General features: G+C 47.5%; 19 protein-coding genes. 9 read left to right on the top strand and 10 right to left on the bottom strand.

Features of this window, described 5'->3' with window-relative positions; translation table 11 throughout:
* Positions 1-6: 6 nt before the first annotated feature.
* The 4 genes from ybeY to G367_RS0107565 all read left to right on the top strand — a co-directional run bounded on the left by ybeY (position 7) and on the right by G367_RS0107565 (position 4,190).
* Positions 7-477 (top strand): rRNA maturation RNase YbeY, encoded by a 471-nt coding sequence (gene ybeY / locus G367_RS0107585; protein WP_020412516.1) that lies wholly within the window; start codon positions 7-9, stop codon positions 475-477.
* A 69-nt stretch (positions 478-546) separates the two neighbouring features.
* A complete protein-coding gene (locus tag G367_RS0107580; RefSeq protein WP_020412515.1) occupies positions 547-1,440 on the top strand; it encodes a CorC family transporter in 894 nt (297 codons plus the stop codon).
* A gap of 125 nt (positions 1,441-1,565) precedes the next feature.
* Positions 1,566-3,134, top strand: a complete 1,569-nt coding sequence (lnt, locus tag G367_RS0107575) for an apolipoprotein N-acyltransferase (protein ID WP_020412514.1) — start codon at positions 1,566-1,568, stop codon at positions 3,132-3,134.
* A 138-nt stretch (positions 3,135-3,272) separates the two neighbouring features.
* A complete protein-coding gene (locus tag G367_RS0107565; protein WP_020412513.1) occupies positions 3,273-4,190 on the top strand; it encodes a TIGR01777 family oxidoreductase in 918 nt (305 codons plus the stop codon).
* A gap of 9 nt (positions 4,191-4,199) precedes the next feature.
* Here G367_RS0107565 and G367_RS0107560 read toward each other — a convergent pair whose 3' ends face one another.
* The 3 genes from G367_RS0107560 to G367_RS0107550 form a co-directional block, all read right to left on the bottom strand.
* Positions 4,200-4,622 (bottom strand): hypothetical protein, encoded by a 423-nt coding sequence (locus tag G367_RS0107560; protein WP_425411205.1) that lies wholly within the window; start codon positions 4,620-4,622, stop codon positions 4,200-4,202.
* A gap of 149 nt (positions 4,623-4,771) precedes the next feature.
* A complete protein-coding gene (locus tag G367_RS0107555) occupies positions 4,772-5,554 on the bottom strand; it encodes a YdcF family protein (RefSeq protein WP_245556671.1) in 783 nt (260 codons plus the stop codon).
* Positions 5,551-6,000, bottom strand: a complete 450-nt coding sequence (locus G367_RS0107550) for a zinc ribbon-containing protein (RefSeq protein ID WP_020412510.1) — start codon at positions 5,998-6,000, stop codon at positions 5,551-5,553. The genes G367_RS0107555 and G367_RS0107550 overlap by 4 nt, the downstream gene beginning before the upstream one ends.
* Positions 6,001-6,163: 163 nt before the next feature.
* Here G367_RS0107550 and leuS point away from each other — a divergent pair, with 163 nt between their 5' ends.
* The 3 genes from leuS (at position 6,164) to holA (ending at position 10,394) form a co-directional block, all read left to right on the top strand.
* Positions 6,164-8,761: a leucine--tRNA ligase gene (gene leuS, locus G367_RS0107545; protein WP_020412509.1), complete on the top strand. Its 2,598-nt coding sequence runs from the start codon at positions 6,164-6,166 to the stop codon at positions 8,759-8,761.
* A gap of 86 nt (positions 8,762-8,847) precedes the next feature.
* Entirely contained in the window at positions 8,848-9,372 is a 525-nt protein-coding gene (locus tag G367_RS0107540; RefSeq protein WP_020412508.1) for an LPS-assembly lipoprotein LptE, read from the top strand.
* Between the two features lie 14 nt (positions 9,373-9,386).
* Complete coding sequence (gene holA / locus G367_RS0107535) at positions 9,387-10,394, top strand: DNA polymerase III subunit delta (RefSeq protein ID WP_020412507.1); 1,008 nt, start codon at positions 9,387-9,389, stop codon at positions 10,392-10,394.
* Between the two features lie 93 nt (positions 10,395-10,487).
* Here holA and G367_RS0107530 read toward each other — a convergent pair whose 3' ends face one another.
* The 6 genes from G367_RS0107530 to G367_RS0107505 all read right to left on the bottom strand — a co-directional run bounded on the left by G367_RS0107530 (position 10,488) and on the right by G367_RS0107505 (position 14,972).
* Positions 10,488-11,666 (bottom strand): hypothetical protein, encoded by a 1,179-nt coding sequence (locus G367_RS0107530; RefSeq protein WP_020412506.1) that lies wholly within the window; start codon positions 11,664-11,666, stop codon positions 10,488-10,490.
* A 55-nt stretch (positions 11,667-11,721) separates the two neighbouring features.
* The gene (locus G367_RS24975) at positions 11,722-12,201 is read right to left on the bottom strand and encodes a hypothetical protein (protein ID WP_020412505.1); all 480 of its coding nucleotides are present in this window, start codon (positions 12,199-12,201) and stop codon (positions 11,722-11,724) included.
* A gap of 341 nt (positions 12,202-12,542) precedes the next feature.
* On the bottom strand, positions 12,543-13,391 hold the full coding sequence (locus G367_RS0107520; RefSeq protein ID WP_020412504.1) for a CsgG/HfaB family protein: 849 nt from the start codon (positions 13,389-13,391) through the stop codon (positions 12,543-12,545).
* Between the two features lie 51 nt (positions 13,392-13,442).
* Complete coding sequence (locus G367_RS0107515; protein ID WP_020412503.1) at positions 13,443-13,853, bottom strand: curli assembly protein CsgF; 411 nt, start codon at positions 13,851-13,853, stop codon at positions 13,443-13,445.
* Complete coding sequence (locus G367_RS0107510; RefSeq protein WP_020412502.1) at positions 13,853-14,287, bottom strand: CsgE family curli-type amyloid fiber assembly protein; 435 nt, start codon at positions 14,285-14,287, stop codon at positions 13,853-13,855. Before G367_RS0107510 ends, G367_RS0107515 begins: the two co-directional genes overlap by 1 nt.
* 1 nt (position 14,288) lies before the next feature.
* Positions 14,289-14,972, bottom strand: a complete 684-nt coding sequence (locus G367_RS0107505) for a helix-turn-helix transcriptional regulator (RefSeq protein ID WP_020412501.1) — start codon at positions 14,970-14,972, stop codon at positions 14,289-14,291.
* 693 nt (positions 14,973-15,665) lie between these two features.
* Between G367_RS0107505 and G367_RS0107500 the strand changes: the two genes are divergently transcribed.
* Complete coding sequence (locus G367_RS0107500) at positions 15,666-17,324, top strand: acyl-CoA dehydrogenase family protein (RefSeq protein ID WP_020412500.1); 1,659 nt, start codon at positions 15,666-15,668, stop codon at positions 17,322-17,324.
* Between the two features lie 74 nt (positions 17,325-17,398).
* Here the strand turns inward: G367_RS0107500 and G367_RS0107495 are convergent, their stop codons facing one another.
* Entirely contained in the window at positions 17,399-19,984 is a 2,586-nt protein-coding gene (locus G367_RS0107495; RefSeq protein ID WP_020412499.1) for a TonB-dependent receptor, read from the bottom strand.
* A 253-nt stretch (positions 19,985-20,237) separates the two neighbouring features.
* Here G367_RS0107495 and G367_RS0107490 point away from each other — a divergent pair, with 253 nt between their 5' ends.
* Positions 20,238-21,581 carry a DUF5690 family protein gene (locus G367_RS0107490; RefSeq protein ID WP_020412498.1) on the top strand — a complete coding sequence of 448 codons (1,344 nt, stop codon included), beginning with the start codon at positions 20,238-20,240 and terminating at the stop codon, positions 21,579-21,581.
* Positions 21,582-21,589: the final 8 nt, after the last annotated feature.

The following is a 21,589-nucleotide window of genomic DNA, read 5'->3' as shown; positions in this document are numbered from 1 at the left end:
ACCCATATGATTGATTTAACTCTCGATGTACAGCGGGTCAGCCGCTGTACAGGCCTGCCCTCCGATGAAGATATTCGCGCCTGGATAATCACGGCACTGACCGACCACCGTGAAGAAGCGGAACTCGCTGTGCGTATTGTCGACGAAGAGGAGAGCCAGCAGCTCAACAGCCAGTATCGAGGTAAGGATAAACCGACCAACGTCTTATCCTTTCATACCGACTTTCCAGCGGAGCTGAATCTCCCCTTGTTGGGAGACCTTGTGATCTGTGCACCAGTTGTACAAATGGAAGCGGACCAACAAGGCAAATCGATCTCGGCGCACTGGGCACATATGCTGGTCCATGGCACACTGCACCTTCTGGGCTATGACCATATAGAAGACGCCGAGGCCGAGGTTATGGAACAGCTGGAGACAAAACTATTGACAGGGCTAGGCTATGCCGACCCCTATGCCCCTTTGGAAGAGGCGGGGTAACTACCCAGGCCCAGCCAAAGTTACCGATTAACTGTAATTAATTAGCAAGAGACGAGAGATACCCGGAGCATGGCCACTTCCATGACCACTGACGAGCCCCCAAGTAGTCACTCTTCAAACAAACCCCGATCGAGTGAAAAAAACTGGCTGGAAAAATTGTTCAGCGCATTTTCTGCTGAGCCAAAATCCCGCGATGAATTGCTGGATATTATTAAAGACGCAGCTGACAACCAGCTGGTCGATGCTGAGGCACTATCCATCATTGAGGGTGCCCTGGACGTTTCCAGCCAGCAGGTTCGGGAGATCATGATTCCCCGCTCGCAAATGGTGGTGGTGGGACTGGAGGACAAGCCTGAAACATTCTTACCAAAAATTATTGAGTCAGGCCACTCCCGCTTCCCGGTTGTCGGTGAAAGCATTGACGATATCCGCGGAATTCTTCTGGCCAAGGACCTGCTGCCTTTACTCCTCAAAGGCGTCGGCGAATTCCAGCTCGAAGATATTATTCGCCCCGCCAATATTATTCCCGAAAGTAAACGCCTAAATATCCTGCTGCGCGAATTCCGCGAGAACCGGTACCATATGGCGGTCGTGATCGACGAATATGGCGGAGTCTCCGGCGTTGTCACGATTGAAGATATTCTTGAGGAAATTGTCGGTGAAATCGAAGATGAAACCGACGAAGAAGAAGCAGACAGCTTTATCCGTCGGGTTGGCGACAATGACTATATCGTTAAAGCGCTTACCCCTATTGAAGAGTTCAATGAATTTTTCGAATGCGAATTTAGCGATGAAGAATTCGATACGGTTGGCGGTTTGATTATGCAATCTTTCGGTCATTTACCTGGCCGCGATGAGGTCACCCGTTTAGGAGACTTTATGTTCAGGGTACTTTATGCAGACAGCCGACAGATCCACCTACTGCGCGTAGCGCATATGCGCAAACCACCAGAAGAGGACTGACCCAGGACGCGACTCCTCGCAGACCACCGCCGGGAGAGGGCCAAAGACTGCGCTCCCCGCTCTGTGTTGGGGGTAGAGAGATTCGATCCGCTGGCACTTGTGTCCGGCATCAGCTAAGCGAATTTATGCGAAGATTACTTTTTCCTATCACCAGCGCCGCTGCCGGCGGCTTAATGACACTGTCGTTCGCCCCGTTTAATTACTGGGTATGCGGACTGCTGTCCCTGACCCTGCTTGCATGGGTTTACCTGCAAGCATCAGGGGGAAAGGTAATAAAGGGGCGTCGCGCCCTGTGGCTGGCGTTCTGTTTTGGCCTGGGGCTGTTTGCCAGCGGGGGCTCCTGGGTTTACGTTTCTATTACAAACTTCGGTAACGCCGCCCCCCCATTAGGAGCGGCCCTTACCGGTGGATTCGTTGCCCTGATGGCGGCATTGCTGGCCGCTCCCTTCTATTTCCTTGGCCGTTTTACCGATAACAAATTCAGCTTTGCCCTGGCCTTTGCCGCCCTCTGGTTTATCAGCGAGTGGTTCCGCAGCTGGATGTTCACCGGATTTCCCTGGTTATTCTCTGGTTATGCACATCTGGAAACCTGGTTGTCGGGCTGGGCCCCGGTACTGAGTGTTTACGGCGTCGGTTTAATACTCGCGTTCAGCGCAGCAGTACTCGCCCTGGCAGTCAGTGGTCGTTTAGTGCCTCTCAAACAACGCAGCCATATAGCATTGCTCGGTGCCGCGCTAATTACCTGGCCAATAGGTGCCACCCTGGCCAATGTAGAATGGACTCGCCCTGAAGGCGGAATTATCACAGTCGGCCTGGTGCAGGCGAATATTCCACAGGAAAAGAAGTGGTTGCCCGAGTTTCGCGGTGAAACCATCAGCCGCTATCAAGACGGCACCCGTGCCCTGAGTGACAAAGATGTGGATGTGATTATCTGGCCTGAAGCCGCACTGCCCATGCTCTATGGCCAAGCTCCAAATCTAATGCGGGCATTACAGCGCAATGCAGAAAAAACCGGAATCGACCTGATCAGTGGAATTCTCTTTGACAGACGCGACCCCGACCAGAGTGGCAATGTCATACACAACTCAGCTGCAGTATATGGCCGGAACCCCAGTGTCTACCATAAACGTCACTTGGTACCTTTTGGTGAGTATGTCCCCCTGGAAGATTTTATCCGGGGTACCATCGAGTTTTTTAATTTGCCCACTTCCTTCATTAGCTCAGGGCCTGATGAGCAAAGCCCACTGAATGCCGGAGGGGCCAGCTGGGCACCATTAATTTGCTATGAGATCGTTTACCCACGTCTGGTAGCCAGTAGCGCCCTTTCCGCTCAGGTGCTACTCACCATTAGCAACGACGCCTGGTTTGGTGATTCCATCGGCCCATTGCAGCATATGCAAATGGCACAGATGCGAGCCCTGGAAACTGGTCGCTATCTGGTACGCGGCACCAATACCGGAATGACGGCAATAGTGAACCCCCGCGGGCAGATCCTTGAGCAGTTGCCACAATTTGAGCAAGCCAATATGACCGGTGACATTCGTGCCATGCGCGGCTCCACCCCATTTATGCTGGCCGGGATCTCTATCGTATTTGCCCTGGCTTTGCCAATGTTGGCCTTGGCAATCATTCTACGTCGTAAGAAGGCCGTTAAGACCGGTAGCCCTATCACCGGTGAGGCCACTGACCAGTAAACCGACCCCAAATTCACTCTCTCAATCCCATGCCCAGATATTCTTCCTGGGCCAGGACCAACCCTACGGCCGCCAGCAGCACCGGACTGCTATGCTGCATTCAAATTACCGGTAAAAATTTGGCAGGGATGCCTTTGTATGCATTGTTTAATCAGTGGTGGCACAGGCCTGATAGGCAGACTTTTTTGCCAACGCTGGCTCGCCCGCGGCGACACAATCACAGTTCTTAGCCGCCAGCCAGATAAGGTGCGCACACTCTGCGGGGAGGCGGTCGAAGCAATTAGTGAACCCGAAGAGGTTAAACACGCAGTTGATGTGGTAGTAAATTTGGCGGGCGAACCAATCTCCCGCCGTTGGAGTGAGAGGCGCAGGACCGAAATTCGCAACTCCCGATTAAAAACCACAGAGAAGTTAGTGCGCTGGGCCCTAACTCAGAGGAAACGTCCAGATTACTTCCTTTCCGGGTCAGCAATTGGTTACTACGGGGACCGTGGTGGCGAACTTCTTAGGGAGGACAGTCCTCCCGGAGGAGGGTTTTCTGCTCAATTATGTCGCGACTGGGAGGAGGCAACACTTCCCCTGCAAAGAGCAGGAATCTGTGTCGGGATCATCCGCACTGCTATTGTACTCTCCACCCGTGGCGGAGCCCTGCCACAGATGTTACCAGCTTTCCGCCTTGGTCTTGGTGGGCCCATGGGTTCCGGGGAACACTGGATGAGCTGGATTCACGAGGAGGATGAGGTGGGGTTAATGCTACATGCGATTGACAAGCACCTGTGCACAACATTCAATGCCAGTGCTCCCGAAGCGGTAACCAATAACAGCTTTTCCAGATTGCTGGCCAAACAGCTGCATCGTCCATCCTTTATGCGTTCGCCTGCGTGGTTGCTTAAAACACTCTTCGGAGATATGGCAGAGGAGCTGCTACTGGCCAGTGAGCGGGTGGAGCCGCGCACCGCTCTGGACAACGGCTACAGTTTCCAGTTTCCCACTTTGGAACAGGCCCTTGCCGACCTTCTGAACGGCGGCAATGCAGCCAATAGAGCGCAGGCTTAGGGCACAGCTTCAGGCAGCCGCCATACTGCTCTCCAACGCCTCCGATAGGTAGCGACGACTGGATTCGCTAGTTACCAAATCCCCGTGGCACTCCATTGGTGCGGACCCTACCCACTGGGCGTGCCATCGATACCACTGGGATTCACCGGCTCTCTCGCGCAGCTCGATAAACTCCACCTCTGATGGGTTAAAGCGGTACTCGCGGACAATTTGCCCGGCGAAGGTTTCAAAATTCTTGCTGAGCTGAGCGCCACTCTCCGCGCCGGCACTAAGAAATAATAGAGTTCGCCCATCCTGTTCTACGCGCTTGAAGCCAACCCAAACCGCTCGATTCAAGCGGTTGTGTAATTGGATGGGAGTAAAAGAAACCGGGATGCCCTTCATCTTAAGGTTATCTCGTTTATTGTTATGTTTGTAATCCACAGTCGCCATTCCATGTTAAAAAATAATCAGTGGGTTAGTCCTGTGGCGCCAGTCATCCTAAATCCGGTGCAACTAGCATTCAAGAGTACTTTCTCTTGCTCGACGCCTGTTACCTCTTATCCTGTAGGCCTCTGAAATTCCTTTGATATAAAAGTTCCTCAACATTTCCTGGTTGGCGGCAATGGCCTAATGCTGTACCACGCCTGCCCCAGTAATTCCCGCCAGTAAGTCTGTGTTTGCAACAGGGCTGCCGCACTGGGAACCCAGCGTAGCAAACCCTCCTGTGCCCGCGGCAACAATTCTTCAGCGCTGCCAACAGGAAGCGGCTGTACTTCTAAGCCGGCTTTATTGAACACAGCTGCTGCACGGGGCATATGCCACCAGTGGGTGACCAGGACAATACGTTTCACACCCGCTGCACGCAATATCTCAGCGCTGTTTACTGCATTCTCTGCGGTAGTACGACTGCAATCATCACGCCAACTCACAGAGCGAGCCAATTTTCCCTCCAGTAGGGACTCCATCATTTGAGACTCAGCCGCTCGCTCATTTCGATAGACACGCCCTCCGGAAACCAAAATTGGCACCCCCCCTGGCGCCTGTTCAGCAGCCCACAGAACACGCTCCAGGCTAGCGGCCGACAGACGTTCACTGCCCGATTCCCCGTTTCTATAGCGCCCACCACCCAGGATTATGACTGCCTCAGGAGAAAAACCGGCAAGGTCCGGTGCAGCCCCCAGGCGCTTTCCCAGCCAATTCGAAAAAGCCGGAGTGGCACTCATCCAGAGCACAACAAATGAAACCAGTGCCAGCGGTAGGGAAACTTTCCCCAGCAGGGATCCTTCAGGCAGAAATCGTAGTAAAAACGCCAGTACTAACCCCAACATAGGTGCCAAAGGCGGCATTAGCAGGTTGGTCATAAACGTATGAAATTCAATCAATATTCAAGACCGCCCTCTATTTGTCGAAAGCAACCATAGCCACAGCGGTGGCACGGTGTGATCTGTGTATTCTCTGGTGGGAGAGCGCGGTAGCCACACCCCAAGCACTGCAGCTCCTCATCAGCACCCACATATTCGCCAGCCAGGGCCCAGGGTTTTCCCTCACGAATACAGCGCATCAGGTTGGGCCAGGCCGTTTCCGTCGGGTCTGCCGCATTCAGCAGCCAATCGCCACTGCGCTCTTCCAATGTACGCAACTCGCCGCCAAGGCCTTGGAGATAATCAGAAGCACGATGAAGGTCATCCTTTAACCAGGCACGCAGGAAGGCGACTTTATTCGCGGTTAGGTCTTCAACTGCCAGCTCACCCTCAACCAGATTCTCCAGATCCTCGCGAAACTCATCGGCTAGATCATCCTTCGGCGGCAACTTTGGTTCCTTCGTCACGGTATCCCTCCTATAATCTCGCGTTTACGCATCCTAATGGATGCCCTGGAGACAGCAATTGATCGCGATCAATCCTATGGATTGCAGATCATAAGCAGTCCCATCCAATATATGTAACGGTTTCCCCGCAAATTTTTGATCACAGAGTATAGGTCCCCAATCGATGGAAGAGCAGTACAACCCCTCCGCAGTCGAAGCTTCTGCCCAGGAATTCTGGGAGGCAGAGAAAAGCTTCGAGGTTAAGGAAGACACCGGCAGGGAAAAATTCTACTGCCTGTCCATGTTCCCCTACCCTAGCGGCAAGCTGCACATGGGCCATGTGCGAAATTACACCATCACTGACGTAATCACCCGCTACCAACGAATGCAGGGTAAGAACGTATTGCACCCTATGGGCTGGGATGCTTTTGGTCTGCCTGCAGAAAATGCAGCGATCCAGAATAAGACTGCACCGGCCAAATGGACCTATGCCAATATCGATTACATGAAGGGCCAGTTGAAAGCACTTGGCTTTGGCTTTGACTGGTCCCGTGAACTAGCTACTTGTCAGCCTTCCTATTACCGCTGGGAACAATGGTTCTTCACCCGCCTGTATGAAAAAGGCCTGGTCTACAAGAAGAACTCCGCAGTGAACTGGTGCCCCCATGACCAGACGGTACTTGCCAATGAGCAAGTGGAAGATGGGGCCTGCTGGCGTTGTGGCACTACCGTAGAACGCCGCGAGCTAGCCCAGTGGTTTATCAAGATTACCGACTATGCGGAAGAACTGCTCGAGGATCTCGACAAATTGCCCGATTGGCCCGAGCAGGTGCGCACTATGCAGCGCAACTGGATCGGCAAGAGCCGAGGTGTGGAGCTGAGCTTCGCCCTGCCTGCAACTGTAGCCGGCATGGATCACTTCGACGTCTATACCACCCGCCCGGACACCTTAATGGGAGTTACTTATGTATCTCTCGCTGCCGAGCATCCTATCGCCCTGGAGATGGCGGAAAGTAATCCGAAACTGAGAGAGTTTATTGCTGAGTGCAAAAGACAATCCCTGTCCGAAGCCGACATGGCCACAATGGACAAGAAAGGAATGGATACCGGGCTGAAAGCGATTCACCCCATCACTGGTGAAGAAGTCTCCGTCTGGGTCGCCAACTATGTATTGATGGATTACGGTTCTGGAGCCGTAATGGCAGTTCCGGCACACGACCAGCGCGACTGGGAATTTGCCCATAAGTACCAACTACCAATGGTACAGGTAATTGAAGCTTCCGATAGCCAGCCTATTGACCTGGATAAAGAAGCCTATACAGAGAAAGGCAAGCTGGTGAACTCCGGTAGCTTTGATGGACTGGATTTCGAGAGTGCTTTTACCGCAATCTCCGAAGCACTCGTCGCTACCGGCAAAGGCCGGGTCACCACTAACTATCGTCTGCGCGATTGGGGCGTCTCCCGCCAACGCTACTGGGGTGCACCTATTCCCATGTTCAATTTAGCTGACGGAGGGGAAATTCCGGTTCCTGCGGACAAACTGCCGATTCTATTACCGGAAGATGTGGAGCTAGATGGTGTTCAATCACCCATTAAAGCTGACCCAGAGTGGCGCAAGGACGAGTTCAACGGCACTGCCGTAGAACGAGAAACCGATACCTTCGACACCTTCATGGAATCCAGCTGGTACTACGCGCGGTATACCTGCCCAGATTTTGAAGAGGGCATGTTGGATCCGGACCGCGCCAACTACTGGCTGCCTGTCGACCAGTATGTAGGCGGCATTGAGCACGCTATCCTGCACCTCCTCTACGCACGCTTCTTCCACAAGCTAATGCGCGATGAGGGGCTGGTAAACAGCGATGAACCTTTCAAGCAGTTGCTGTGTCAAGGTATGGTTTTAGCTGAGTCTTTTTATAAAGAGAAACACGGTCATAAAACCTGGATTAATCCAGCCGATGTGGATGTCGAGCGGGATGACAAGGGGAAACCCATCAAAGCCATTGAGCGTGCGACCGGCGAAGAGATTATTGCTGGTGGAGTAGTGAAAATGTCTAAGTCTAAGAACAATGGCATAGACCCGCACGCAGCAGTCGAGCAGTATGGCGCTGATACCGTACGTCTATTCACTATGTTCGCCGCTCCCCCTGAGCAGACCCTGGAATGGCATGACGCTGGAGTGGAAGGCGCCAGCCGCTTCCTGCGCAAGCTCTGGAAAACTGTTCACAGTCATGTCGCAGCGGGTTCAAGCGATGTAGAGATCGATCAACAATCTCTGAGTGACCAGCAGCAGCAACTGCGCCGCAAGGCCCATGAAACCATCCAGAAAGTGGGTGATGACTACGGGCGCCGCCAAACTTTTAATACGGCTGTTGCCGCAGTTATGGAGCTGCTCAATGAAGTGGGTAAGTTAGCAGAACGGGATAATGAGCAGGGCCTCGCTGTAGAGCGGGAAGCACTACAAGCTGCCGTCTTACTGCTCGCACCAATTACCCCGCACATATGTCACCAATTGTGGCAAGTGCTGGGTAATTCCAGTGCATTGATTGATACGGCTTGGCCACAAGCGGATGAAAAGGCTCTTGTACGTTCAACCATTACACTGGTAGTCCAGGTCAATGGCAAAGTCCGTGCAAAACTGGATGCTCCGGCTGATGCGGATAAAGAGGGCTTGGAAAAAATGGCTCTGGAAAATGAAAACGTACAGAAGTTTATTGGTGATGCCACAGTACGCAAGGTCATTGTCGTACCAGGCAAACTGGTAAATATTGTTGCGAAATAGACTCGCAGCCCGAATGCCGGGAGCTATAAGCTCCCGGCTCACTCAGGCCTCACATACAGTTCAGGCCCGATTAAGCCAGGTAGTTTATGAAAAAAATCGCAAGACGAGTTATCTCCTTAATTGCCATTCTTGCCATTGCCAGTTGTGGCTGGCATTTACGCGGCACACCAAAGAACTTCCCTCCAGGCAGCACTATTTATATTTCCAGCGAAAACCCACGCAGTGATATTGCTGATGAACTCAGTCGCCTGCTCCACAACGGTGGTATTCCCGTTGCTGCAACTCCCATGGAAGCAGATTACGTAATGGTTATTAACAGGGAAATCGAACGCAAACTCACAGTTGCCGTAGACTCGGAGGGGCGCGCATCAGAATACGAACTGATCACCAGCGCTATCTATAGTGTTCGTACCGGTGGCGGTGAAGTCTTGCTAAACAAAGCCCAGGCAGATGTTTACCGTTCTCTTGAATGGGATGTATCTGAGATTGTGAGTAAGGGCGAAGAGGAACGCTTACTGCGTGCTGAAATGCGTCGCGAACTTATCAGCCGGATGATTGACCGACTGCGTCGAATTGATGTCAATGCCCCGCTGGAGGATAAAAGCTACTAAGTAGCTGTACAGTAATGCGTATCAACCCCCAGCAACTACCACAGAGTCTCAAAAAGGGGCTGGCCCCGGTTTATATTATTTCCGGAGATGAACCCCTGCTGGTCCAGGAGTGTTGTGACCAGGTTCGTAAGGCGGCGAAGAAGGTTGGCTTTGATGAGCGTGAGCTTCTCCATGCCGAGCACAACTTTGATTGGGGGCTTCTACTCGCCTCTGCTGGCAATATGTCGCTTTTTGCCGAGAAAAAGTTGATCGAAGTACGCGCACCTGGTGGAAAACCGGGGGACAAGGGCAGTAAGGCCCTTCAGGAATTCGCAGCCCTCGCCAGCCAGGACTTGGTTCTGCTTTTAATTCTACCCAAACTGGAAAGATCACAGCTCAACAGCAAGTGGGTAAAAGCACTGGAACAAGAAGGCGTACTAGTCCAGATCTGGCCAGTGCCTGCCCAGGAAATGCCACGTTGGATCAATCAGCGGCTTAGCGCTGCAGGACTGACTGCCGAACCCGAAGCAGTAAAAATACTGGCAGAACGCGTGGAGGGCAACCTACTTGCCGCTAGCCAGGAGATAGAAAAGCTCAAGCTATTAAATAAGAGCGACACCACAATTACCGTCAGCTTACTGGAACATAGTGTTACCAGCTCCGCTCGCTATAGTGTATTTGACCTAATAGATAGAGCCTTGGCCAGTGAAGCCGATAAAGCAATAACAACTTTACAGGGATTACGCAGTGAAGGCATTGAAGCACCGGTAGTGCTTTGGGCCCTGGCACGGGAAATTCGCTCATTGCTGGAAATTGGGGAAAAGCTCAATCAGGGCCAACCACTGGCTCGCCTGGTGCGTATTCAAAAACGTCAGCCACTAATTCAATCCGCTCTTTCCCGGCTGGCGCCTCGCCAGCTTGAAACTCTGCTTTTACGCGCTCGCGCTATCGATACCGCCATCAAGGGTGGCACTGGACACCAATCACCCTGGACGGGCCTACTGGAGCTCACTTTAAACCTGAGTGGCCAGCGCAGCGTCTAGCTCTCGGTTTACCCTCACCTAACTACCAATCTATTTAATAAACAACCCCTGCCCCTAAAGGGGAGGGGTTGTTTAGGCGAACTAAAATCAGGGTTAGTTCTGAGTAATCGTAGCCATGTTGCTATCACCAATCTGATGAACACTGGCCATATTGAACTCGCTAGATTGAGTAACAAAAGTGGCGTTATTGTTACCAGACTGTCCCAAGTGGGCGCCATGCTCAAAGCCAGATTGAGACAGAACAATCATGTTGTCCCCGCCCATATCCTGGTGAACTTCTGCCAAGTTAAGCTCGCCAACCTGGTCAATATCAACCATGTTAGCTACGCCTTCACTGTAGCCGAAGGTAGAGTTAGCGCTACCAGACTGATCAATAGTCACCTGGTTCAAATCACCGGTCTGAGAAAACTCACTCCAGTTCATGTCACCATTTTGAACCAGGGCAGCAGTATTGCTGTTGCCGTATTGATACATGTCACCAATATTATTAGTGTCGTTCTGAGCGATAGTGGTTACGTTGTCATCGCCATACTGAGCTGCAACACTGGAGTTACCGATTCCATCCTGGGCAATGGTCGTAACGTTGTTAATACCCGCTTGGGACATATCCAGGTAGTTGTAATCTCCAGTTTGCACCAGATTTGCAGTATTTTCAGCACCGCTCTGGTAAGCGAAGCCCACGTTACCCTCACCAACTTGACCGCCCAGGAAGCCATCCGCCGATGGATACCAGGTGCTGCCCCAAACACTGTTTGAGTCGCCAACCTGGGTGCTCACAAACAGGTTGCCATCACCTTCCTGCTGCAAGAAAGCAGTATTGTCATTACCATCCTGTAAAGCATCCATGGTGTTATCATGGGAATTAGAGTACTGGTCCAGGTGCATTACGTTTTCACTGCCCATCTGGGTAGCAAATGCTGTGTTTCTGGCACCATCCCATTGGTGAATAACACCCTGGTTACCCTCTCCCTGCTGGAAAGTGTAGGCTTGTGAACCATCCTGGTTATTCTGGCTGGTAGTCGCATAGTTGCGATTTCCAACTTGGGTCTGGTCAATAAAGTTACTATCAGCAAATGACTGCTCGGTAGAAGCGAGATTGTCATTACCTTCCTGCCATTGATAAGCGGCATTATTGGTAGACTCGACTACCTGATAAATGTCAGCGGCATTATCGTTGCCAGCTTGCAGTTGATCACCGTAGTTACCATCAGCCATGGCCTGTCCAGCACCTACAAGCATTGCAATCGCGGCAGCAAGTGAAAGCTTTTTCATTTATGTTTCTCCCTCGGACTAAATAAACAAATACAAACAAAAAGAAAGCAGCGAGCTAGTCATACTGGACTACCTCCACCGCATGGTTGTCACCGAACTGCGCGACAAATCCAAATAGCCCATCACCGTTTTGAATGATGTTGGCTGAATTTCCATAACCAACTTGATTTATAAGGGCAATATTATCTATACCGTTCTGTATAGCAGTTGCTTGGTTGTAAGCCCCAGACTGTGAAATAGCCGCATAGTTATAGTCACCACTTTGGTGAACTACTGATTCATTGGACGAACCATCCTGAACCAGGAATACCTGGTTGTACTGACCTGTCTGTACTACTTCAGCTACGTTGTAGTCTCCTAACTGCGTTACTTCAGCCAGCTGTCCATTAATTGAATCATCCCGCTGAAGAAGTAGATCAAGTGCACCTTGCCCAGATAACAGTTCATCGTGACTATCGAGATCTCCAGCCCAGGACAATGTAATGGGCATTAAAACTAGAATCAGATAGAAAACAGCCGCCCTAATAGCAGTCACTCAGATTTCCTCAGTCAAATTAAATAAACTATATAAAGCTCATCTACTAAGGAAACTATAGGAATAATAAGAACAGGAATAAATCAGAAGAAAGCGTATTTTTCTATACAAAAATAAGCAGAAACGTAAAACTTTTGTATGATTAAGGAAAGATAAAAGCTATGAAACAGATAAAAATCTGCGAGAGCAACCAGGAGTCCCGTAAATTACACCAACTTACAGAAAAGTTCAACTCGCAAAAAAGCTGGCCACCTAACCACTTTTAATTCAGATAGATATTGCCAGCTTTTTGAATAATTAAATTATTATTAATCAACAATAATTACATTGTTTTCATGAGATCAGAGAATTTTCACCGGACTTTCAGAGTATTCATCCAAGATCGATGCAGGAAACTCACTACTATCCTGCAAAGCCCATAAATTTCCAGTAACCCCATTAGCAATAAGGTGAATCACGGCAGACTCGATAGCCGAAAGTACACAAAGCTGAGCAGGATCATTGGTCGTCATCCCAGCCTCAACCTCTAATAAACGTTTATATTCTACAAATGTGTAAATATCTCCTTGCACCTGCCGGGACAAAATCTTTTTACTGGTAAGCACGCTACTTAGTACACGACCCGTTCTTACATCGACAGCGCGCAAGTTTACTGTCACTTCATCAACACGGTACTGTGAAGAAAGGCCAATTCCAAAATACCTTGCCCCTGCTCCACCAGTTTTGATATTGGTGTCATAAGCGACAATCCCTCCTTCCAACATAATATTTGCTGACATCAAGGAGGGTAAATCAAAAGGAGGAACTGTATCTTCCTCTTTCAGTGCAGCACGAATTATCTTTCTCTCTGTCAGCAGGTTTTGCAGTCCTTCCCGCTCTAAAGTAACAAACCATCCTGATTCATTTAAGACCTGCACCAACATAGAAGCAGCGCCCTGAGTCACTGCAGTTGAAAACGAGCTTGATGGGGCCGGCCTGTACTGCCCTGTCTGGTCACTAAAACCATAAACTGCTACAACAATTTTCCCCCTGGGAGAGGGCAAATTGATCAAGTCGGCATAGGTGCTCATTCGATCTGTTAAAGTGGCCTTCTCATATCCTGGACCAAATAGAGCCTCACGGGTTTTCTGAAAAAAACTACAACCACTTATGAAAATAATAAATACTACAAGAAATATTCTAGGCAACATCACCACCACCCCTGAAATCCTCAAAAATGCCATCCAATGGCAGTATGGCTGTTAATTTCCCGGATCTAATCCTACTACGACAATCTCAGAAATTTCGCCGGTGACAGCATCTGTAATAGTTATTGTTAAAGTTCCATCCACATCAATTATATTTACAATAAAGTCATCGGTTACCAGAGTACCATCATTTCCATTACCTACATCGGTCAAGAGTTGAGACAACAATCTGGATTCCAAAGTATCAGTGAATCTATCTAGAGAGGAAGATTCTGAATAAGGTGACTTACCTGCTTTTGGATCTTTCTTACTATTCTGGGCACTCGCATTATTCAGTAGATAGTTACCATTTAATGGGTTGCCACCGAACGAGGGGTTAACCGGTGTGTAAATCAACTCAGTAGCATACCCTGCAAAAGGAATCATTAATATAAGCGTAAAGAGAGTAACTAAAAATCTTTTCATTAAATTTCATCCCCTGCCAAATCCAAATTTTGAGAGAACAACTCTTGCAGCCTCTGCTGTCGAATATTGTTATTTATTTGAGTTGCTGCTTGAGCAGCAATCTCTCCAAAACGCCTTCGCCCAGGGTAGATCACAGTTCTAAAAACCTGTTTATTTTCATAGGTAACCCACACCACGCTACCCCACCTTGCTGAAGGTCGCTCATGAACGGTTAGGTTATAATCGAATTCCGTGAGGTTACTGGTGATATAAATAGAAAGAGAACGGGCAAATTCGTGACCAATACCGCTCACAGTACTGTCGATAACCAGCCCGGTAAGAAGGGAGTCCTCACCCTCTATTGACTCGAGCTCTTGCGACTGGACAAGTGGGGAGATTGAGATAAGCAGAATTAGGAGAGAAACTCTCTTAAAGCAGTAAAAATAGATACTCATTTTATAAGTTCTGGCTAGCCCAACTACTTGCTTCTAAGCGATTTTTACAGCCAATCTTTCTGTATATCTTATAAAGATGACTCTTAACCGTGTGCTCACTAACACATAAAACTTCTGCAATATTTGCATTGGTATGACACTCACATATCAACTGCAATATTTGCGTCTCACGCTGAGTGAGATTCGACGCTTTTTCCCGCCACTTTTTTGGCTTCCGGTGCTGACGTAAAAAATTATGCAGTACATCCCTGGGAAACCAGTATTCACCAGAAAAAATCCTGCCCAATCTTTCCATGATCACTTTGGGCTCACATTCCGAAGGCATCAAGCCAAGAACCTTCTCCCAGTGAAGAACAAAATCCAAATCAGTTGTATCCGCTACATTAATCAGAACAATACTGGGTGGATTGGAAATTGTATGAATGTCACGCAGAATCAGGTCCAGATCGGATGATGAGAGATCTGCGCAGTCCAGGAGAAGATATTCAGTGATAATTTCTTCAAGCGAAGAAATTGACAAACGCTGGAATATAGAACACTTAGTCCTAAACTCATCCTCTATACGCCCTGCAAAGATAGAGGATTGAAGATTAATAGAAGCCGTTAAAAAAGCTACTTCCGGCCCTTCGGATTCATGACCCGGAGTCACAACTTCAAGGCGTGCATAATCCTTATGCAAATTCATCTGGGTTCCCCCAACATGCGGTCCTTTTAAGATCTTACTTAATATCTGATTTGCTCTTATTTTCTATTTATTCTATGGCCGTCTTTCGCTGTGAGCTAAATCTATTCGATCAACTCCCTGCCTGCAACAAGAAGTGATCTAGATATCAAAATTTCAATCTTAAGTGTGCCAACATAAATTTAGAATGTCATTTTTACATACAAAGGTATTACATTTACAGCTGTAAACCACCTCATAGAACATCCTTTGGTATAGACTCAGGAGCCCACAAAAAATTCAACGAATATCGAGAAATTTGTACTGGTCCACAAAATTAATAGATTAATTTTGATAAAAAACAAATTTTTCTGATCTGAAGAATGTGAACAGTCACATATAATCCACGAAGCATCTTAAAATATAAATTAAATCGTTTAGTACTATTCAATTGATATTAAATAAAAATAAAATGAGAAATAGAGCAAACGGTATTACTTTGAATAAAAGTCACAAAAAATATAAGTCTAAAAACACAGCCACAATTTTTTCTGAATTATCCGCAAACAGGTTCCGTATAAATAGTAATCAGTTTGAAGTTGATTTAACCTTAAATACAGACTTCCCAGTGTTAATAAAGCACTTGAAGCTGGGATGAATGTACCGATTAGACCAAGAAATAGGCTATATTCAGCCCAAACTGCATGGAATAAATTCATGAGCACCAGTATCCAACCCTCCGCACATGCATCCACTCATACAATCAATAATCAGGTTCCACCTCTTACGGGCCATAATTTATACGCGGGGGATCAAGCACTTAGAAAAGCAGTACATATCAATGGAGGACACTGGGCCGAGGAAGATTTACAGCGCTATGGAGAAGTATGTGGTCGCCCAGAAATGATTGAACGTGGTTACGCTGCCAATGAATTCAAGCCAATATTCGAAAGCCATGACCGTATCGGCAATCGTATAGATATAGTTCGTTACCATCCTTCATATCATCAATTAATGCAACTGGCACTCTCGGAAGGATTGCACTGTTCACCCTGGACGGATCCACGTCCGGGAGCGAACGTGGTAAGGGCAGCAAAGAACTATTTACAATGTCAGCTTGAAGCTGGTCATGGATGCCCAGTAACTATGACTTTTGCTTCTATACCGTCAATTCAACTCAACCCCATTGTTGCCGCTGAATGGGCCCCCAAAATATTAAGCAGAGGATATGACAACAGTAATCGCCCTTACTTTGAAAAGTCCTCTCTAACTATCGGGATGGGTATGACGGAAAAACAAGGCGGCTCTGATGTACGTGCTAATACCACGACCGCTATCCCTTTAGGGGATAACGTCTATGAGCTGCTCGGGCACAAGTGGTTTATGTCTGCTCCCATGTGCGACGGTTTTCTGATACTAGCCCAGGCACCCGGAGGGCTCTCCTGTTTTCTGGTACCCCGCTGGCGTCCAGATGGTAGTAAAAATCCCCTGGAAATCCAAAGGCTCAAAGTGAAAGCCGGTAATGTCTCCAATGCTTCTTCAGAAGTGGAGATGCGAGGTGCAATGGGTTGGTTGTTAGGAGAGGAAGGCCGAGGCGTAAACGCAATTATTAAGATGGTAGCCATCACTCGCTTCGATTGTATGGTCGGTTCTTCCGGAGGTCAGCGTCAAGCAGTTGTTCAGGCCATTTACCATGCCTCACAACGAAAAGCCTTTGGCCAAAAGTTGATTGACCACCCCCTAATGCGCAATGTGCTGGCGGACCTGCAATTAGAAATTGAGGGATCCATTGCCTTAACTATGCGTATGGCAAGGGCTATGGATCAGGAGGACCAGGAGCACGAAAAAATGCTACTTCGTCTGGGAGCTGCGGTGGGAAAATACTGGATCTGCAAACGCAGTCCTCACCATGCCTATGAGGCTATGGAATGCCTGGGAGGAAATGGGGTCATCGAGAACTTTATTACTGCCCGCCTATACCGAGATGCTCCAATCAATGCTATCTGGGAAGGCTCTGGCAATATACAGGCTCTGGATGTCCTTCGGGCAATCACAAAAACACCCAGTGTAGTAAATCACTGGTTGGACGAAATGGCAGCCAGCACAGGTAAGAATAATTATTTTGATAAAGCACTAGATTCATTAAAGAAAGAATTGGCAGATTTAGATCAGTTTGAGTACCGAGCTCGCGCTATCGTAGATCAAATGGCAGTTACAATGCAGGCCCATCTACTTATTCAATCTGGTGATAAGGCAGTCAGTAGCGCTTTTATTCTATCAAGGTTGGAGGGCAAAGGCGGCCATAGCACTGGTAGCCTACCCAGGGGAGTCGATATAGAACAATTGCTCACACGCGGGAACCCACTTTCAGTATAAAAAATGAGCTATATATTAACTTAAACTGAAAACCCGGCATAACCGGGTTTTTTCTAATAAAAAATAAAGATCAGCTAAAAAAAACTATAGCGAAAGCCCAGTTGGCCACGAACCCCATAATACTCAACTTGCTTTGGCCTATCTTTATCACCAATATAATAAGTTAAAGGTTCATTCGTAAGGTTTAAGGCCTCAGCAAAAATAACTAAATTGTCCCCAATCGTATAATTTGCACTCATATCCAGGCTTGTGTAAGCACCGTAGTACTGGTCTTCATTTTTATTGCCACCATGCTCTTCAATATACTCTCCCTTATGGTTTTGAGCCAGGCGAATGGAGACAGTACCATCATCATAATAGATAGAGAGATTATGTAATAAATCAGCTTGACGGGAAATCGGCACCGCACCATCACGGCCCGGAATACGCATTTCTGAATCCAGCATAGTTAAATTTGTCGACAACCCGATATTTGAAAGAAATCCGGGAAGGAAATCCATTTTTCGCACCAGATTAAATTCCAATCCCCTCAGCCACGCATCTTCACCATTTTCCGGACTATAAATATCGACTCCTGACACCCCATTATATTCACCTTCTTTCACATCTTTAAAGATTGGATCTGTAATATCTTTATAAAATAAACCAGCAGATAAAATCCCCGAGTCATTAAAATAGTACTCATACATAAAGTCCAGATTCCAAGAGTAAGTAGGATCAAGATCTGGATTACCTCCTATAAACTCATTATCGTGCTCGGCATAGTACCCTCCCGGATTCAGATCACCAAAGTCCGGCCTGGCAAAGGTTCTGGTCAGCGCGAGCCTGATATTGCTATCCTCTGTGAGCGCATATTTTAGATGTGCCGATGGCAAAATGGATAAATACTCTTTATCACCATTAAACGGCACCAAATAGCCTTTATTAGCTTCATCGTTAACAAATACCTGGCTTTCCACCTTCGTTTGTGTCTGAGTGAGTCGTAATCCCATTACAAGAATGGCTCTATTTGAAAGCTCATAATTACCCATGCCATAAGCCGATAGGTGCCTCTCTGTTAGCTCAAAATTTCGCCCAAGAGCCCCTCCATTTTCAACTAGAGCTGATTCTTCGGGAATCAAAATGAATTTATCCCGGTTTTGGTTCCAAAAATTCTCCAATTGAGACATTGAAGCAACCTGAGAGAATTGGGAGTCATAGTTGATATCCAACTCTGATAGGAAATCATTTCTGCCAGGCTGATCAGACAAGGTAAAGTCAGAGAGAACTGGGGCAGGCCCATAGTTTTCCTCATCCCAAATGTAAAATGCATCGGAGAATTCAGACACCCGTTCCTTGTCCCGATATTTCATACCGAACTTTAACTCCAGCTCACTGGAAAACTGGGAAGAAAAGTCAAAAGTGGCTACCACTTTATCCTTTTCGTTGACATACACTTTATATAGTTCAACCCAAGATAGGCTGGACTGGGTTGGGTCCATTACAAAACCATCCGGGAGGTGAGTGGGTATATTTTCTGCTGGGTCAGTACCACCATCGATTTGGTTGTAAGCCAACCCATCATCATCCAGACCAACATAACCTACTTCCGTTTGATCAAAACGCATTACAAAATAAGAGCGATCATCTTTATTGGGTGTATTCCCATAGCGGAATTCATTATCATAGCTGGCTAAATTCCAATTCAGGTGCTTATCATCACCAAAAAAGTGCTCTCCACCAACTTCAACACCTTGCATACGTGTTATCAAAGTATTGTGGATATGCTGAAGTTCCATTCTATCTTTATCGAACCGCAACCTGTGCTTGTAATGTGTCTCCTCATCTTCTAATGTCCCATACAAACCACGAGCAAAAATCTTACCTCCTTCTTCCAATCGGTATTCAGTAGCAAGGTTTAACCCCAGGGTATCTCTGATTCCGGTATAATCCCGCAGTTCCAATCGATATATTCCCTCCCCTTTACGGCGAGGCTCGTAGTTATCTGTTGCCCAATCCCTGCTCCAACCAGTTACATTGGCCAAAAATCCCCATTTACCACCTTCACTTCTATCCCCATAAAGAATGCTCATGGATTTAATATCACCGTCGGCTTTATCCGCATAGCCACCAGATAGGGATATATCCAAAGTGCGTTCTTCAGGGGCTGTACGAGTCACAAAATTAACATTGCCGCCAATAGAGTCACCTTCCTGATCCGCGGTAACAGCCTTAGAGACCTCAATACGTTCAATCAGCTCCGATGGAAAGAAATCAAACGCCGTAGCCCTGCTGGTAGTTTCCTCTTCTGCAGATGGCAAACGATGACCATTAAGGCTAGAAGAACTCCATTGGGACGGGAGGCCACGCACAGCGACAAACCGTCCTTCCCCCTGGTCACGCTCGATAGATACGCCTGCGACTCTTTGAACTGCCTCTGCGGCGTTACGATCCGGTAACTTTCCTATACCATCTGCCGATACCACATTAACAATCCGGTTGGATTCCCTCTGTAACTCCAGGGAACGTAACTCTGTCTCAAACATTCGTCCAAGCACAACAATCTCTTCTATTTCGCTATCATCCTGGACACTCTGCTTACTACTTTCTTGTGCATGAGCGTAATTTACTTGTCCCACCAGCAGAGTAATCGTTGCAGGCAATAATTTGACATAAATCATTTTACTTCCCCTGTATCAATCAAAAAATGATTGGCAAATTTTTATCGACACAAATTAACTTGCTCGATCATCAACATAAATCTGGACTAGACCAGAATCCTAAATTGCCGCTATGACGTTTGTATAACAGGTGTGTGAATATTCCCTGCGAATATATAAATGAAAAATTTTTACCATCTGGAATGGTTATTGAACTTAAAAAAGACTGTCACAAAAACGCAATCATAAGCACCTAAAATCTGGTCTAGACCAAATGGCAGCTATCGATAAAATGGAAAAAACCAGTAAAAAACAGGAATCTGATTCCAGTGAAGATTTCAACAGTGAGCTTTTCTTGCTACTCTTTTCCGGAGTTGCTGCATTCTTCACTTATTTTTGTATGTATGCTTTCCGCAAGCCCTTTGCAGCAGCATCTTACGCCAACATTTCCGGCTGGGATTTCACTCTAGACTTTAAAACCGCACTTATAATTTCCCAAGTACTGGGTTATGCGTTTTCAAAAATTATCGGGATTAAGGTTGTCTCAGAGTTACGGCCATTGCAGCGGGGAAGAATACTGGTAATTCTAATTCTTTTCAGTCATCTGGCCTTGATAGCATTCGCATTGATCCCCGCTCCTTATAATGTTGTCATGCTTTTTTTTAATGGTCTCCCACTTGGAATGGTGTGGGGACTAGTATTCAGCTATTTAGAGGGGCGTCGTCTTACTGAAGCACTAGGCGCCATTTTATGTGTTAGCTTAATCATCTCTTCAGGAGCCGTAAAAGCAGTAGCCGCATATCTAATGCTGGAATGGAAAGTGCCGGAAATCTGGATGCCTGCAACCGTGGGCTTATTATTTCTACCTGCACTGATTCTATCTACATTTACACTCAGTAGAATTCCCCAACCCAATCAAGCAGACATCCGTGCACGAAAACAAAGAGTACCAATGACGAATGAAATGCGTTGGACTTTCGTCAATGAAACGAATCTGGGATTGTTGGCTTTAATCATCGCTTATGTATTCCTAACGGCATTTCGTGACTTCTCTGATAATTTCGCTGCAGAGCTTTGGCAAGCTTTGGGTCATGGTCAAGCACCCCAGATCTTCCTTACCAGCACTCTACCCGTGGCACTGATAGTTTTAGCATCCCTGGCGCTACTTATTTTTGTACGTAACAACTATCGCGCATTGCAGCTAAACCAGCTATTAGTCGCGGCTGGGGGAGCAATCTGCATAACTTCAACTCTCGCATTTGAGTTAGATATTGTATCCGGGGCTGCCTGGATGATTGGGATCAATATCGGGCTCTATATAGGCTATGTTCCATTTAACTGTTTATTATTTGAACGTCTGGTCGCCTGCACCAAGAGCCTAGGTAACGCAGGATTTGTGATTTATCTGGCAGATAGTGCGGGTTATATCGGCAGCATTAGTGTCATGCTCTATAAGACTTTCGCGCAACCAAACCTAAACTGGTTACAGTTTACTCAGCAACTTTCCTATGCTACTGGTATTGCATGTATTTTGTTAATGCTGCTCTCACTTCTTTTCTTTCGCCGCTTGCACCGTAATTCTTCTTCACGGTTGAGGCTTATTACTTCTCCAGTGTAAAAAAGGCT

Source organism: Microbulbifer variabilis ATCC 700307, assembly GCF_000380565.1.
Taxonomy (GTDB): domain Bacteria; phylum Pseudomonadota; class Gammaproteobacteria; order Pseudomonadales; family Cellvibrionaceae; genus Microbulbifer; species Microbulbifer variabilis.
The sequence above is the reverse complement of the archived record's forward strand: the minus strand, read 5'-3'. Positions and strand labels throughout refer to the sequence as shown.

Bases quoted from the DNA above. Each gene is read 5' to 3' on its own strand.
- ybeY (WP_020412516.1), top strand. From the start codon at position 7: ATGATTGATTTAACTCTCGATGTACAGCGGGTCAGCCGCTGTACAGGC.
- G367_RS0107580 (WP_020412515.1), top strand. From the start codon at position 547: ATGGCCACTTCCATGACCACTGACGAGCCCCCAAGTAGTCACTCTTCA.
- lnt (WP_020412514.1), top strand. From the start codon at position 1,566: ATGCGAAGATTACTTTTTCCTATCACCAGCGCCGCTGCCGGCGGCTTA.
- G367_RS0107565 (WP_020412513.1), top strand. From the start codon at position 3,273: ATGCATTGTTTAATCAGTGGTGGCACAGGCCTGATAGGCAGACTTTTT.
- G367_RS0107560 (WP_425411205.1), bottom strand. From the start codon at position 4,622: ATGGCGACTGTGGATTACAAACATAACAATAAACGAGATAACCTTAAG.
- leuS (WP_020412509.1), top strand. From the start codon at position 6,164: ATGGAAGAGCAGTACAACCCCTCCGCAGTCGAAGCTTCTGCCCAGGAA.
- G367_RS0107540 (WP_020412508.1), top strand. From the start codon at position 8,848: ATGAAAAAAATCGCAAGACGAGTTATCTCCTTAATTGCCATTCTTGCC.
- holA (WP_020412507.1), top strand. From the start codon at position 9,387: ATGCGTATCAACCCCCAGCAACTACCACAGAGTCTCAAAAAGGGGCTG.
- G367_RS0107530 (WP_020412506.1), bottom strand. From the start codon at position 11,666: ATGAAAAAGCTTTCACTTGCTGCCGCGATTGCAATGCTTGTAGGTGCT.
- G367_RS0107520 (WP_020412504.1), bottom strand. From the start codon at position 13,391: ATGTTGCCTAGAATATTTCTTGTAGTATTTATTATTTTCATAAGTGGT.
- G367_RS0107515 (WP_020412503.1), bottom strand. From the start codon at position 13,853: ATGAAAAGATTTTTAGTTACTCTCTTTACGCTTATATTAATGATTCCT.
- G367_RS0107510 (WP_020412502.1), bottom strand. From the start codon at position 14,287: ATGAGTATCTATTTTTACTGCTTTAAGAGAGTTTCTCTCCTAATTCTG.
- G367_RS0107505 (WP_020412501.1), bottom strand. From the start codon at position 14,972: ATGAATTTGCATAAGGATTATGCACGCCTTGAAGTTGTGACTCCGGGT.
- G367_RS0107500 (WP_020412500.1), top strand. From the start codon at position 15,666: ATGAGCACCAGTATCCAACCCTCCGCACATGCATCCACTCATACAATC.
- G367_RS0107495 (WP_020412499.1), bottom strand. From the start codon at position 19,984: ATGATTTATGTCAAATTATTGCCTGCAACGATTACTCTGCTGGTGGGA.
- G367_RS0107490 (WP_020412498.1), top strand. From the start codon at position 20,238: ATGGCAGCTATCGATAAAATGGAAAAAACCAGTAAAAAACAGGAATCT.